A 14,007-nucleotide genomic window follows, 5' to 3' on the forward strand; every position below is an offset into this window, starting at 1 on the left:
CGGACCCCGTGAACTGTCCAGATCAGGACAGTCCGCTGGTGAGCGCCTTGATCAGCTCGCCGTCGGCGGTGTCACCGTCGAGCGACCAGATCATCGCGCCGCCAAGGCGCCGTTCGGCCACGTAGCGGCCCTTGCGCTTCATCTCGACCGGGTCGTCCCAGGTCCAGAACGTGGTGCCGTCGAACAGCCACGCGTGCCCGGCCTTGGCATCCCGGTGCACGGTGAACTTCCCCAGCTGCGCCTTGAGGATCCGGTAGTCCTCGTACCCGGCCTCGTAGGTCGCGGGCGCCGGGCCGGTCGCGGGCTGGAACAGGCCGTTGTTCTCGTTGCGGACGCCGGTCCAGCCGCGGCTGTAGAACGGCACGCCCAGCACGACCTTGTGCTTCGGTGCGCCGTTGCGCAGGTAGTGGTCGATGGCGACCTGCGAGCTGAACGGCGGTGCGGTCGGGTCGGCCGCGGGCGTGCGGACGGCGGACTGCTGGTTGGTCAGCGGCTCCCAGGCACCGTGGTAGTCGTAGCCCTGGATCGTGGCGAAGGTCAGCAGGTCGAAGACCTTCTTCACCTCGAAGCCGCGGTCGACCTGGGCGGGGTTGGCGGGCAGGAACGCGGTGAGGTCGTAGCGCTCGCCGGTGCGCCGGGACAGCTGGCCGAGCTGCTTGCGGTACTCCACGAGCAGCGCGGTGAAGTTCTGCTTGTCCTCGGGGCGCACGACGTTGCCGGGCGCGGCCTCGGACGACGGCCACTCCCAGTCGAGGTCGATGCCGTCGAACACGCCGGCCGCCGCACCGGGCGCGGCGTCGGGCAGGTTGCCCTTGAGCCACAGGTCCAGGCAGGAGGCGACGTGCGCGGCGCGCGCCTCGGGGGTGAGCGCGGCGTTGGAGAAGTACTTGGAGCCGGTCCAGCCGCCGAGGGAGATGTTGATCCGCAGCTCGGGGTACTTGGCCTTGAGCTGCTTGAGCTGGTTGAGGTTGCCGGACAGCGGCTGGCCCGCGACGTCCGCGGTGCCGTCCACGCTCTGCCCGGCGCCGAACGGCCGCTGGTAGTCGGCCCACGGGTCGGCGCTGACGCACTTGCCGGACTCGTCGAGGAAGCCGAAGGCGTAGTTCAGGTGGGTGAGCCGGGGCGCGGTGCCGTTGGCGACGAGGTCGCGCACCAGGAAGTTGCGGTCGTAGCCGCTCCACTGGGTGTAGTAGCCGACGACGCGCTCAGCTTTGCCGTGACCGCCGTGACCGCCGTGCTTGCCGTGATCGCCGTGCGCGACTGCTTGCGGCGCCAGTGACACGGTCATCGCGGTGGCCAGGAGGGCGGGGAGCACCCATCTCCTGCTCGACATGCTTCTCCTCGCGGTGTGCGTCCCGGCTTGTTCCGGTGTGGTCTGGACCACGGTAGTGATGAGGTCTAGACCACCTCTACGGCCGTTCGGCCGAATCCGGTAATACGAAGTTCCTTCGCATATCTTGCAAACTTTTGCATGTGCGGGCGGGGTGGTGGTCGCGCTAGCTTCGGCGCTGTTCAAGTTTGAATAACCGCTTTGGGGGAAGACATGACGATCCTGGTCACCGGGGCTACCGGCACCATCGGCGGTGAGGTCGTGCGGCAGCTGGCGGCGGCGGGTGTGCCGGTGCGGGCGTTGACGCGGAACCCGGCTCGGGCCGTGCTGCCGGACGGGGTGGAGGTGGTGGGAGGTGATCTGACGCGGCCGGGCGAGCTGCCGCTGGACGGGGTGACGGCGGTGTTCCTGCTGGCGGCGATCGAGTCGGACGACGCGGCGGAGCACGCGCGGGCGTTCCTGGACCGTGCTCCGGACCTGCGGCGGGTGGTGTTCCTGTCGAGCAGCGCGGTGACCGTGCGGCGGCCGGGGAGCTACGAGCTGCACCACGACGTGGAGCGGGTGATCGAGGCGTCAGGCGTGGCGTGGACGCACGTGCGGCCCGGTGAGTTCATGGCCAACAAGCTGATCTGGGCGCGGACGATCAAGGCGGAGAACGTGGTGCGGGCGCCGTTCCCGGAGTCGGTGGGCGCGCCGGTGCACGAGGCGGACGTGGCCGAGGTGGCGGTGCACGCGTTGCTGCACGACGGGCACGCGGGCAAGGCGTACACGTTGAGCGGGCCGGAGGCCTTGACGCACGTGAGACAAGCCGCGGCCATCGGTCGTGGCCTGGGCCGCCCGATCGCCTTCGAACGCCTGACCTACGGCCAGGCCCGCGCGTCCCTGATCCGCGACGAGGGCCTGCCCTACGACGTCGCCGAGTACCTCCTCGGCTACATGGCCCAGCACGCCGAGGAACCGGCCTCCGTCACCCCCGACTTCACGACCGTCACGGGCCACCCGGGCCGCACCCTCGCCACCTGGGCCACCGACCACCACACCGACCTCACCTAACCGCGAGAGTCGTACGTTCACCGCGCGAGAGTCCAACGTCGACAGACGCTGAATTCAACGCTCATGCCTAACGGTGTGAGGGCCGAGCGTTGAATTCAGGTGCGCTGAGCGTTGGACTCTCGCGGCGTGAGCGTTGGACTCTCGCGGGGTTAGTGGACGGCGCCGTATTGGCGGTCGCCGGCGTCGCCCAGGCCGGGGACGATGAAGCCCGAGTCGTTCAGGCGTTCGTCGATGCTGGCGGTGATCAGGCGGACCGGGAGGGCCGAGTCCTCCAGGTGCTTGATGCCCTCGGGGGCCGCCAGGGCGCAGATCGCGGTCACGTCGGTGGCGCCGCGGTCGATCAGCAGCCGGATCGTGTACGCCATCGAACCGCCCGTGGCGAGCATCGGGTCCAGCACGAAGACGGGGCGACCGGCCAGGGAGTCGGGCAGCGACTCCATGTACGGGGTCGGCTGCAAGGTCTCCTCGTCACGCGCCAGGCCGACGAAACCCATCTGCGCGTCCGGGATCAGCTTGTGCGCCTGGTCGGCCATGCCGAGACCGGCACGCAGCACGGGCACCAGCAGCGGCGGGTTGGCCAACCGGTAGCCGGTGGTGCGGGCGACGGGCGTGTGCACCCGCTCCTCGGCCACGGGCAGCTCGCGCGTGGCCTCGTACACCAGCATCACGGTCAGCTCGTGCAGCGCGGCGCGGAACGCCGCGTTGTCGGTGCGGGCGTCACGCATGGTGGTCAGCCGCGCCCTGGCCAGTGGGTGATCGACAACGAGGACGTCCATGGTCGAACAGTATGTGGTACCTCTAACCGATGCCCGACGGCTCGTTACCCACCTCCGTCGTCCGCTTCACCGACACGGCCGGCCGGACGGTGGGCGCGGGGGTTGTGGTGGGCCGCCACGTCGTGACCTGCGCCCACGTCGTCAACCTCGCCCTGGGCCTCGATCCGCACTCGACCGACCGGCCGTCGAAGGCGGTCGAGGTCGACTTCCCGGCCACGTCCCACGAACCCGTGCCCGCACACGTGCGGACCTGGGCTCCACCACCGCCGCGGGAAGGGAGCCCCGGGGACGACGTCGCCACGCTGGAACTGGACCTGCCCGCCGGTGTGACGCCCGCCCGGCTGGTCGACGCACCGCTGCCGGTCGACAGCCCGGTCGACGTCTTCGGCTACCCGGAGAACCGGCCGGACGGCTCGTGGGCCCGTGCGGTGGTCCGCGGTCGGGTAGGCCCCCAGTTGTTGCAACTGGACAGCGAGTCGGCGCTCGCCGTGCAGCGCGGGTACAGCGGCAGCCCGGTGTGGGACCGGCGGACGGGTCGGGTGGCGGGGATCATCGCCACCGCGCACCTGATCAGTGACATCGCGTACGCATATGACGGCCGGCGGATCGCCACGCTGGAGGCAGACGGCACGGTGTGCGTGTGGGACGCGCATACCGGTGATCTGGTCACCGTTCTGCCGCATCGCGTCGTCGGGCGGATCTGGTTCGTCGAACCCGGCAACCGGCTGGTGGCAAGGGACTCCGCCGGTTCGGTCCAGTTCTGGGACATCGACTCCGGGGCCGTCGTCAAGGCGATGCCGGGCGTCTACCACGACCTCGTCGTGTCGTCCGATGGGAGCACGCTGGCGACGAGGCGGCTCAACCGCGTGGAGATCTGGTGGGCCGGCAACGTGGTGATGGCGTTGGCGACCAGGGGCGATCATGGCGTCCGGATGGCGCTCTCGCCCGCGGGGTCGACCGCCGCCATCTTCGACGAAGGCGCGGTCACGGTCGCGAACGTGGGCTCCGGGAGAGGTGCCACCTTTCAGACCCGGCCGCCTTGGGTCGAGGCGCTGCACCTCGTTGACGAAACGCGGATGGTCCTGTCCGACGGCTTCGAACTCGACGTCGTGGACACGGAGTTCAAGCCGATCGCCCAGCTCGCCCGGAACGCGCTCGGAATCGCGTCCGCGGCGGACGGCACCTTCGCGGTGGTGTCGACAGGCGGATCCGCCGCCCTCCACACCAAGGACGGCAAGCCGGTGCGGAACCTGTCACCCGGCGCGTGGTCGTCCGTGGGCTCGGCGTCGTACTCACCTGACGGCCGATCGTTGCTGACCACGTGCGACGACGGTGCGGTCCGCGTGTGGGACCTCATGACGGGGACCGCGCACGTCGAGGTCGACGGCCACTCGACAGTGGGGCGGTTCGCCACGTTCTCGCCCGTGGACCGGACGATCGCGATCGCGACCCGGACGGGCTTCGGGATCATCGGACCCGACGGCACGACCCTCGACAGGGCCACCGAGGTCCAGTCGCTCGCCATCTCGCACGATGGCGCGTACCTCCTCACGTTGGCCTGGGACGAACTCGTGACCTTCTGGGACACGAGACCGGGTCGAGCATCGGCGAGTACAGCGCCCAGCGGCCCGCGACCAGTGTGTTCGCCCTCCCCGCGAGCGGCACGTTCGCCACCGCGCACCTCGACGGCACAGTCTCCCTGCACACCTCGACGACCACGGTGCTCCTCGAAGGCCATGCCATGCCTGTGCGGTCCGTGGCGTCGTCCCGCGAGGGCCATCACATCGCCACCGCGTCCGCCGATGGCACGGCGCGCATCTGGAACCTCCACGGACAGCAGTTGGTGGCGCTGACAGGGCACGATCTGCCCGTTCGCGACGTGGCCTTCTCCCCTGACGGGCGTCGGGTCGTCACGGCGTCGTCGGACGGGACCGCGCGGATCTGGAGCACGAGCGGTGAGCACTTGTCGACTTTGGTCGGCCACATGAGCAGCGTGGGAAGCGTGTCCTACTCACCGGGCGGAACGCGGATCGCGACGACCTCCGACGACGGCACGGCGCGGATCTGGGACTCCGCGACCGGGGCTGAGCTGGCGATCCTGGTGCACGGCGAGAGCGGGATGGCGGTCGTGCTGCCCGATGGGGCGTACCGGACGCAGGGTGACGTCGGTGACCGGTTGTGGTGGGCGGTGAAGCAGGTTCGGTTCGAGGTCGGTGAGTTGGACGGGTACTACCCGGAGATCAGGCGGCTCGGGGTTGACGAGGTGCTGCCGGGGGTAACGTCCTGACATGACCGACCACGTGCGGATCGGGGTGCTTGGGGCGGCGCGGATCGTGCCGGCGGCGGTGGTTCGGCCGGGGCGGGCGGTGGCGTCGGTCGAGGTTTCGGCGGTGGCGGCGCGGGAGGTCGGGCGGGCGCGGAAGTTCGCGGACCGGTACGGGATCCCGCGGGTGCACGGGTCGTACGAAGAGCTGTTGGACGATCCCGGGGTGGATGCCGTCTACATTCCGCTGCCCAACGGGTTGCACGGGAAGTGGGCGTTGGCGGCGCTGGCGGCCGGGAAGCACGTGTTGTGCGAGAAGCCGTTCGCGGCCAACGCGGAAGAGGCGGCGGAGGTCGCGGCGGCGGCGAAGAGCAGTGGGCTGGTGGTGATGGAGGCGTTCCACTACCGGTATCACCCGCTGGCGCTGCGGTTGCCGGAAGTGGTCGCGGAGTTGGGTGAACTGCGGCACGTGGAAGCACGGCTCGCGTTCCCGCTGCCGCGGTTCAGCGACATCCGGTACTCGCTGGACTTGGCCGGTGGGGCGTTGATGGACGCCGGTTGTTACGCGGTGAACATGGTCAGGTACCTCGGTGGCGAGCCGGAGGTGAAGTCGGCGCGGGCGTTGCTGAGGGGTGACGGCGTCGACCGGGCAATGCGGGCGGAGCTGAAGTTCCCTGCGGGGCACACCGGGACCGTGGTGGCGTCGATGTGGTCGCGCTCGTTGCTGCGCTTGTCGGCGAAGGTGTTGGGCGCCAACGGGGAGATGCGCGTGTTCAACCCCTTCGCGCCGCAGGCGGGGCACCGGCTCACGGTCAAGCTGAACGGCCACCGCCGGGTCGAGCGGTTCGACCGGCGGCCGTCGTACGAGTACCAGCTGGAGGCGTTCGCCGACGCGGTGCTGCACGGCAAGCCGTTCCCGACGACGGCGGACGACGCGGTGGCCACGATGCGGGTCGTGGACGACATCTACCGCGCGGCGGGGCTGCCGGTGCGTCAACCGACCTGACGCAGCCGCCAGGTTCGCCGACCAGCCCGGTCTGGTCTGCGTGGAGAGCCGGAGCACGAGCACTTTCCTGGAAGAGGAGCGCCATCTCGACGAGGCTAGGCTTGCCTGGCAGGAGCTGCGTGCCTTGGCGTCGTCCCCGGAGTAGTCGATCGGGCTCATCGCCGAGCTCATCGGCAAGTCGACGTGATGCGAGGAGTGCACTCGATGGACCTCACCAACGCACGTCGGCGCAAGAGCAGCCGCAGCAGCGGTCAAGCCAACTGCGTCGAGATCGCCCACGTCGCCGACCGCACGGCCGTCCGCGACTCCAAGAACCCCGAAGGCCCGGTGGTCTTCTCCGGCGACGTGAACTGGTCGGTCTTCGTCCGGTGAAGTGGGTTGTCGCGCTCATCGCGGCCGTGGTGTTGGTCGGGTGCCAGGGTCAGGAGCAGCAGCCGGCGGTGAAGTGGGGGCCGGAGGAGGTGCGGACCGACCTGGATCCGCTCATCACGCGCTTCCCGGTGCTCGGGGCGCCCTCGGCGGCACGGTGGATGTCCGGCGCGTTCGGGCGCGCCGACGTGCCCGGGCCGTCCACGTACTGGATCGACGCGGTCGTCACGCTGTCGGCGGCGGACGTCGAGCGGGTCCGGGCGGCGTACGCGCCGACCGACCAGGGCAAGTCCCCGGACGTGGTGGAGGGCATGCGCGGGAGGCTGCCGGACGGGCCGTTCCTGACCGGGGAGGCGCTGGACGCCGCGTTCGCCCACGAGCGCTGGTACGCGTCGGCGTACCTGGACCTGAAATCCGGTGAACTCGTGCTCGTCGCGACAGGAACGTGAACAACCTCTCCTAGACTCACCCGTGTGAGCGACGAGCTGGTGCCGGACCCCCGTCAGATGCGTGCCTCGGACGCCGACCGCGAAAAGGTCGCCCAGGTGCTCCAACAGGCGCACGGCGAAGGCAGGCTCGACCTGCACGAGCTGGACGAACGCCTGGCGGCGGTGTACGCGGCCAAGACCTACGGCGAGCTGGTGCCGCTGACCGCCGACCTGGGCGTGTCCGGCCCCTCCGTCATGCCCATGCCGCTGCAGCAGAGCCTCCCGGCCAACCGCATCGGCGGTACGCCCGGCTCCACGGTCTCGTTCGCGTTCTGGTCGGGGGTGGAGCGGCGGGGTGAGTGGGTCGTGCCGCCGACGCACACCGCGGTGGCCTTCATGGGCGGTGTCGAGCTGGACCTGACCCGGGCGCGCTTCGCGGAGGGCGAGACGACGATCAACGCCTACGCGCTCATGGGCGCGGTGGAGATCATCGTGCCGGAGGACATCACCGTCCGGGTCGACGGCATCGGCTTCATGGGCGCGTTCGAGGACGCCACGCACAAGGGCGCGCCGACGATCCCCGGCGGGCCGGTCGTGCGGATCACCGGTTTCGCGATGATGGGCGCGGTCGAGGTGAAGCGGCCGAAGAAGAAGAAGCTCAAGGGGCACAAGTACGACGAGCTGGAGGGCTAGTACCGGTTCGAGCCGCTGAGGTCGTGACCAGGCCGTCCGGCAGGCGTGCGCGGGCCGTGGAGGACGAGGTCACGAAGCCGCCGCACGTGGGCTGACCTGCCCGAAGTCGCTCACTTAGGACGGCCGTCCCATTCCGCCTAGACTCGGCGTCATGGCTGCTCCATCGACATCGCCGTCGCTGCCCCCGGCGCTCGCGGACGCCGTCCGCGACGACGCGTCGCTGCGCCGGTTCCTGCACGGACTGCCCGGTGTGGACCAGGTCGGCGTCGAACAGCGCGCGGCCGGTCTGGGCACCCGAAGCATCAAGAAGGCCTCGAAGCAGTGGGCCATCGACACCGCCATCTCCATGGTCGACCTGACCACGCTGGAAGGTGCCGACACCCACGGCAAGGTGCGGTCGCTCGCGGCGAAGGCGCGGCGGCCCGACCCCGATCACCCGGACGTGCCCCGGGTCGCCGCCGTCTGCGTGTACCCGGACATGGTCGAGACGGCGGTCGAGGAGCTGCGGGGCACCGGTATCGACATCGCCAGCGTCGCCACCGCGTTCCCGTCCGGCCGGTCGAGCCTGAAGGTGAAGCTGGAGGACACCGCCTACGCCGTCGACGCGGGCGCCACCGAGATCGACATGGTGATCGACCGGGGCGCGTTCCTGTCCGGCCGGTACGGGCAGGTGTTCGACGAGATCGTGCAGGTCAAGCACGCCTGCGGGGACGCGCACCTCAAGGTCATCCTGGAGACCGGCGAACTCGCGACCTACGACAACGTGCGCCGCGCGTCGTGGCTCGGCCTGCTCGCGGGCGGCGACTTCATCAAGACGTCCACCGGCAAGGTCTCCCCCGCGGCGACGCTGCCCGTCACGCACGTGATGCTGCAGGCCGTCCGTGACTGGCACACCCAGACGGGCGAACTCCGCGGTGTGAAGCCCGCCGGCGGCATCCGCACGACCAAGGACGCGATCAAGTACCTGGTCGCGGTGCACGAGGTCGCGGGACCGGAGTGGCTGACCCCGACCCTGTTCCGCTTCGGTGCCTCCACGCTGCTCAACGACCTGCTGATGCAGCGGCGCACCCAGTTGGCCGGCCACTACAGCGGCCCCGATTACGTGACGGTGGACTGACATGTGGGAATACGCGCCCGCGCCCGAATCGCGGGACATCGCGAACCTCAAGCCGAACTACCGGATGTTCATCGACGGCCAGTTCGTCGAAGGCGCCGGTGACCCGCTGAAGACGGTCAACCCCGGCACGGAGGAAGTGCTCGCCGAGGTTTCCACGGCCGGTCAGGCGGACGTCGACAAGGCGGTCAAGGCCGCCCGACGCGCCTACGAGCGCGTCTGGGGCAGGATGCCCGGCGCCGAGCGCGCCAAGTACATCTTCCGCATCGCCCGGCTCATCCAGGAGCGCGCGCGGGAGCTGGCGGTGCTGGAGTCGCTGGACAACGGCAAGCCCATCAAGGAATCACGTGACGTGGACGTGCCCACGGCCGCCGCGCACTTCTTCTACCACGCGGGCTGGGCGGACAAGCTCGGCTACGCGGGCTACGGCCCGGACCCGCGCCCGCTCGGCGTGGTCGGCCAGGTCATCCCGTGGAACTTCCCGCTGCTGATGGCGGCGTGGAAGATCGCGCCCGCGCTGGCGACCGGCAACACGGTGGTGATCAAGCCCGCTGAGACGACGCCGCTGACGGCGCTGGTGCTGGCGGAGATCATCCAGCAGGCCGACCTGCCACCCGGTGTGGTGAACATCCTCGCCGGGGCGGGTGACGTCGGCGCGGCCGTCGTGTCGCACCCCGACGTGGACAAGGTCGCGTTCACCGGGTCGACCGAGGTCGGCAAGATCATCCAGCGGCAGCTGGCGGGCACCGGCCGCAGGCTCACCCTGGAGCTGGGCGGCAAGGCGGCGAACATCGTGTTCGACGACGCGCCGCTGGACCAGGCGGTCGAGGGCATCGTCAACGGCATCTTCTTCAACCAGGGTCACGTGTGCTGCGCCGGCTCGCGGCTGCTGGTGCAGGAGTCGGTGGCCGACGAACTGCTGGAGAAGCTGCACGTGCGCGTGTCGACGCTGCGCGTCGGCGACCCGCTGGACAAGAACACCGACGTCGGCGCGATCAACTCGCGCGAGCAGCTGACGAAGATCCAGGAGCTGGTCGAGTCGGGCGACGCCGAGGGCGCCGAGCGCTGGACGTCCGCGTGCCCGTTGCCGGACAAGGGTTTCTACTTCGCGCCCACGGTGTTCTCCAACGTGTCGCAGGCGATGCGGATCGCGCGCGAGGAGATCTTCGGGCCGGTGCTGTCGGTGCTGACGTTCCGCACGCCGGACGAGGCCGTGGCCAAGGCGAACAACACGCCGTACGGGCTGTCGGCCGGGATCTGGACCGAGAAGGGGTCGCGCATCCTGTGGGCGGCGCAGAAGATGCGCGCCGGCGTGGTGTGGGCCAACACGTTCAACCGCTTCGACCCGACCGCCCCGTTCGGCGGCTACCAGGAGTCGGGCTTCGGCCGCGAGGGCGGTCGCACCGGGCTGGAGGCGTACCTCGATGTCTGAGAACCGGATCGCGGTCACGAAGACGTACAAGCTCTACATCGGCGGGGCGTTCCCGCGCTCGGAGTCGGGCCGGTCGTACCCGGTGGTCGACGCCAACGGCGGGTTCCTGGCCAACGCGGCGCAGGGTTCGCGCAAGGACGCCCGGGACGCGGTGGCGGCGGCGCGCAAGGCGTTTGCGGGCTGGTCGGGTGCGACGGCGTACAACCGGGGACAGGTGCTGTTCCGGGTGGCCGAGGTGCTGGAGGGTCGGCGGGAGCAGTTCGCCGCCGAGGTCGCGGCCTGCGAGGGCGTCCCGGCGAAGAAGGCGCAGTCGCTGGTGGACGCGGCGATCGACCGGTGGGTCTGGTACGCGGGGTGGACCGACAAGGTCGCCACGGTGCTGGGCGCGTCGAACCCGGTGGCCGGGCCGTACTTCTCGTTCTCGGTGCCCGAGCCGACCGGTGTGGTGGCGGTGCTCGCGCCGCAGGAGTCGTCGCTGCTGGGGTTGATCAGCGTGGTGGCGCCGGTGATCGCGACCGGCAACACGGCGGTGGTCGTGACCTCGCAGGACCGGCCGTTGCCCGCGGTGACGCTGTCGGAGGTGCTGGCGACGTCCGACCTGCCCGGAGGGGTGGTGAACGTGCTGACCGGGCGCACCGCGGAGATCGCGCCGTGGCTCGCGTCGCACGCGGACGTGAACGCGCTGGACCTGACCGGTGCGCCGGAGTCGGCGCGGGCGGACCTGGAGCGCGCGGCGGCTGGGACGGTGAAGCGCGTGCTGCGGGCGCGTCCGGCGGAGGACTTCACCGGTGAGCCGGGCCTGGCGCGGTTGCGGGCGTTCCTGGAGACGAAGACGGTCTGGCACCCGATCGGGGTGTGACGGTTGCCCGGCTGCCGCCCGGCTAGCGGCGGCAGCCGAACCAGCTGTAGGAGAGCAGGCCGGTGCAGCCCAGCACGACCGCGGTGACCGTGGCCGAGGTCGTGCCGGTCGGCTGCACCGGCCACGTCAGCAGGCGGGTCGGCCAGTCCGCGCCGGGTGGGACGACCAGCGTGACGCCGGTCCAGCCGACCGGCAGCGCCCAGGCGGCGCGTGCGCCGAGGACCACCGCGGCCAGCGCCGCCAGGCCACCGAGGCCGACGACGTCGCGCAGCACGAAGGCGTGCTCCGCGACCAGGCCGGCGGCGAGCAGCAGTGCGGTGACGACCGCGCCGCCGAGGAGCAGGTGCGCCGCGCGGCGGGGCGGCCAGCCGAACGCGGCCGTGCGGTCCAGCGCCAGGTCGTGCCCGCCGAGGCCGGTCGCGACGACGGCCGTGCCCAGCGCCGCCGCGAACGCGGTCACGTGAGGGCCGCCGTCCAGCAGGGCGAGGGCGGCGAAGCCGGTCACGACGGTGGCCGCCGCGGCCGGGACCTGCCTCGATCGCGCGTAGAGCAGCAGCAGGCGCGCCGTCACGCGGCACCCCCGGTGAGGGTGGTCAGGGCGTCACCGGCGCACGCGGCCTGCACCTCGCGGGCCGCCTGGACCCTGGCCGCCTGGTCGGGCTCGGGCACCGCGCGCAGGTGCGCCCAGGCCCGCTCGGTCAGGGCGTCGATGTCCTCGCCCAACCACGCGCGGAAGGACGGCAGCGGCTCCACGCGGCCCGTCAGCCACGCCGTCATCACCGTGCGCGCCGCCACCTCGCGGCTCACCTCGCGGGGGATGCGGTCGCCGTAGCAGGTCCGCGTGCCCGCGCCGGCCACCAGGTACGCCGTCACCTGCTCGGCTGTCAGCGGCTCACGGCGGAAGTAGGTGAAGTCGTCCAGGTTCACCCACACGGCGTCCGTCGACTCCGGACCGCGCTCCGGGTTGCCCCGCACCGCCGCGGCCACCTCCCGCACCGACGTCGGCGGTGACGGCAGCCTCGCCAGCAGCCGCAACGCCTCCCGTGCCGGCCCGGCCAACGCCGCCCGCTCGTGCTCGTGCGCCCGCGTCAGGCACAACTGCTCGACGCACACCAGCTCCGCCGCCACCTCGTCCCGCGCCACGGCCGACATGGGCATCAACGGCACCGCGACCGCGCCGGCCACCAGCAGGGGCAGCACCGCCGCCCACCGCCGCAGCACCAGCAGGAACCCCGTCACCGCCAGCGCGGCGAACCAGAGCAACTGCACGGCGCTCACCGCTGCCGGCACGGAGGCGTACACGGTCACCGGCATCTGCAACGACGGCAGCAGCAGCGTCCAGCCCAGCTCGGCCTGCTCGGGCCCGAGGCCGAACGACATCAGCACCAGCCCGCCGACCGCCAGCAGCGGCGGCGTCAGCACCGAGGGCACGAGCCTGGCCAGCCCCATGCCCAACGCCGCGGCGCCGACCAGCGCGACCACGCCCACCACCGTGACCGGCAGCCAGCCGAGGTGGAAGTAGTCCGTCGCCGACACGACCTGCGCCGCGCCGACCACGAGCACCACCGCGTACGCCGCGACCAGCGCCGTCGCCACCGCGCCGAGCGTCCACGCGACCCGGTGGGCACGGGGCCGCGGCGTGGAGCCGAACAGCTCGTCCACGCCGGACCGCCGGTCCCGCAGGCCCTGCACCGCGCCACCGCCCAGCACCAGCGGCCAGGCGATCATGAGCATGAACCGGACCCACTCGGCCATCGTCGACCACTGCCGCGACCACGCGGCGCTGTTCTTCGTCGACGGACCCCACTGCAGCATGCCCACCACGACGACCACCGTCAGCACACCGAGGACCAGCGCCGCGGTCCGCCTCAGCTCGATCCCGAGGATCCTCACCAGGCACCGCCCAGCAGCGCGGAGTAGCCGCGCTCGATCGGGCTGTCGCCGACGTCGTCCGGCCCGCCGACCGCGGCCAGCTCGTCGGGCGTGCCCTGGAACACCAACCGCCCCTTGTCGATCAGCACCACGTCGGTGCACGCCGCCGCGACGTCCTCGACCAGGTGCGTCGACACGACCACGCACGAGTCGGAGCCCAGCTCCTGCACCAGCTCCCGGAAGCGGACCCGTTGACCGGGGTCCAGCCCGGCGGTCGGCTCGTCCAGCAGCAGCACCTCGGGGTCGTTCACGATGGCCTGCGCGATGCCCGCCCGCCGGACCATGCCGCCGGACAGCGTCTTCAGCTTCGAGTCGGCGCGGTCGGCCAGCCCGACCCGTTCGACGGCCCGTTGCACCGCGCCGGGGACGTCCCGCTTGGGCATCTCCTTGAGCCACGCCACGTACTCGACGAACTCCCGCACGGTGAACCGCTTGTAGTAGCCGAAGTCCTGCGGCAGGTAGCCGAGCGCGCGCCGCACCCGGCGCAGGTCCAGCCGGCCGGACACCGGTTCGCCCAGCACCTCCAAAGTCCCGGACGCGGGCCGCAGCACGGTCGCCAGCGACCGGATCAGCGTGGTCTTGCCCGCGCCGTTCGGCCCGAGCAGCCCGTGCACCCCGCGGCCCAGCCGCAGGTCCAGCCCGTCCACGGCCATCGTCCGCCCCGCGCGCACCCGCAACCCCGTCGCCTCGACCTGCCAGGCGTACCCCGTCGGCGCGACCTCCGCCGCGTCCACCACACGTGCCACGAGCCC

Annotated in this window: 15 protein-coding genes; 10 read left to right on the forward strand and 5 right to left on the reverse strand. The window is 71.3% G+C overall.

The window, feature by feature from the left end:
• Nucleotides 1-22: 22 nt before the first annotated feature.
• Nucleotides 23-1,333, reverse strand: coding sequence for a glycoside hydrolase family 18 protein (locus B0I31_RS18610; protein WP_106616667.1), 1,311 nt, complete (start codon nucleotides 1,331-1,333; stop codon nucleotides 23-25).
• 210 nt (nucleotides 1,334-1,543) lie between these two features.
• On the opposite strand from B0I31_RS18610, the gene B0I31_RS18615 reads away from it, so the two are divergent.
• Nucleotides 1,544-2,383, forward strand: coding sequence for an NAD(P)H-binding protein (locus tag B0I31_RS18615; protein WP_106616668.1), 840 nt, complete (start codon nucleotides 1,544-1,546; stop codon nucleotides 2,381-2,383).
• 149 nt (nucleotides 2,384-2,532) lie between these two features.
• Here the strand turns inward: B0I31_RS18615 and upp are convergent, their stop codons facing one another.
• The gene (gene upp / locus B0I31_RS18620; protein ID WP_106616669.1) at nucleotides 2,533-3,159 is read right to left on the reverse strand and encodes a uracil phosphoribosyltransferase; all 627 of its coding nucleotides are present in this window, start codon (nucleotides 3,157-3,159) and stop codon (nucleotides 2,533-2,535) included.
• Nucleotides 3,160-3,188: 29 nt separating this feature from the next.
• On the opposite strand from upp, the gene B0I31_RS18625 reads away from it, so the two are divergent.
• The 9 genes from B0I31_RS18625 to B0I31_RS18670 all read left to right on the forward strand — a co-directional run bounded on the left by B0I31_RS18625 (nucleotide 3,189) and on the right by B0I31_RS18670 (nucleotide 11,323).
• On the forward strand, nucleotides 3,189-5,012 hold the full coding sequence (locus B0I31_RS18625; RefSeq protein WP_106616670.1) for a trypsin-like peptidase domain-containing protein: 1,824 nt from the start codon (nucleotides 3,189-3,191) through the stop codon (nucleotides 5,010-5,012).
• On the forward strand, nucleotides 4,901-5,446 hold the full coding sequence (locus tag B0I31_RS42610) for a WD40 repeat domain-containing protein (RefSeq protein ID WP_106616671.1): 546 nt from the start codon (nucleotides 4,901-4,903) through the stop codon (nucleotides 5,444-5,446). Before B0I31_RS18625 ends, B0I31_RS42610 begins: the two co-directional genes overlap by 112 nt.
• Before the next feature lies 1 nt (nucleotide 5,447).
• Complete coding sequence (locus B0I31_RS18635) at nucleotides 5,448-6,428, forward strand: Gfo/Idh/MocA family protein (protein WP_106616672.1); 981 nt, start codon at nucleotides 5,448-5,450, stop codon at nucleotides 6,426-6,428.
• A 204-nt stretch (nucleotides 6,429-6,632) separates the two neighbouring features.
• Nucleotides 6,633-6,800 carry a DUF397 domain-containing protein gene (locus B0I31_RS18645; protein ID WP_106616673.1) on the forward strand — a complete coding sequence of 56 codons (168 nt, stop codon included), beginning with the start codon at nucleotides 6,633-6,635 and terminating at the stop codon, nucleotides 6,798-6,800.
• A complete protein-coding gene (locus tag B0I31_RS18650) occupies nucleotides 6,797-7,246 on the forward strand; it encodes a hypothetical protein (protein WP_106616674.1) in 450 nt (149 codons plus the stop codon). Before B0I31_RS18645 ends, B0I31_RS18650 begins: the two co-directional genes overlap by 4 nt.
• Nucleotides 7,247-7,270: 24 nt before the next feature.
• Nucleotides 7,271-7,918 (forward strand): DUF1707 SHOCT-like domain-containing protein, encoded by a 648-nt coding sequence (locus B0I31_RS18655; RefSeq protein WP_245950075.1) that lies wholly within the window; start codon nucleotides 7,271-7,273, stop codon nucleotides 7,916-7,918.
• 151 nt (nucleotides 7,919-8,069) lie between these two features.
• Complete coding sequence (gene deoC, locus B0I31_RS18660; protein ID WP_106616675.1) at nucleotides 8,070-9,035, forward strand: deoxyribose-phosphate aldolase; 966 nt, start codon at nucleotides 8,070-8,072, stop codon at nucleotides 9,033-9,035.
• Nucleotide 9,036: 1 nt separating this feature from the next.
• The gene (locus B0I31_RS18665; RefSeq protein WP_106616676.1) at nucleotides 9,037-10,464 is read left to right on the forward strand and encodes an aldehyde dehydrogenase family protein; all 1,428 of its coding nucleotides are present in this window, start codon (nucleotides 9,037-9,039) and stop codon (nucleotides 10,462-10,464) included.
• The gene (locus tag B0I31_RS18670; protein WP_106616677.1) at nucleotides 10,457-11,323 is read left to right on the forward strand and encodes an aldehyde dehydrogenase family protein; all 867 of its coding nucleotides are present in this window, start codon (nucleotides 10,457-10,459) and stop codon (nucleotides 11,321-11,323) included. The genes B0I31_RS18665 and B0I31_RS18670 overlap by 8 nt, the downstream gene beginning before the upstream one ends.
• Nucleotides 11,324-11,345: 22 nt before the next feature.
• On the opposite strand, the gene B0I31_RS18675 is transcribed toward B0I31_RS18670, so the two are convergent.
• Genes B0I31_RS18675 through B0I31_RS18685 form a run of 3 tightly spaced genes read right to left on the reverse strand, consistent with a single transcriptional unit; the run spans nucleotide 11,346 to nucleotide 14,001 of the window.
• On the reverse strand, nucleotides 11,346-11,894 hold the full coding sequence (locus tag B0I31_RS18675) for a hypothetical protein (RefSeq protein WP_106616678.1): 549 nt from the start codon (nucleotides 11,892-11,894) through the stop codon (nucleotides 11,346-11,348).
• On the reverse strand, nucleotides 11,891-13,216 hold the full coding sequence (locus tag B0I31_RS18680; RefSeq protein ID WP_106616679.1) for a hypothetical protein: 1,326 nt from the start codon (nucleotides 13,214-13,216) through the stop codon (nucleotides 11,891-11,893). Before B0I31_RS18680 ends, B0I31_RS18675 begins: the two co-directional genes overlap by 4 nt.
• Complete coding sequence (locus B0I31_RS18685; RefSeq protein WP_425444373.1) at nucleotides 13,213-14,001, reverse strand: ABC transporter ATP-binding protein; 789 nt, start codon at nucleotides 13,999-14,001, stop codon at nucleotides 13,213-13,215. Before B0I31_RS18685 ends, B0I31_RS18680 begins: the two co-directional genes overlap by 4 nt.
• Between the last annotated feature and the right edge of the window lie 6 nt (nucleotides 14,002-14,007).

The sequence above is a fragment of the Saccharothrix carnea genome (assembly GCF_003014735.1).
GTDB classification, from domain to species: domain Bacteria; phylum Actinomycetota; class Actinomycetes; order Mycobacteriales; family Pseudonocardiaceae; genus Actinosynnema; species Actinosynnema carneum.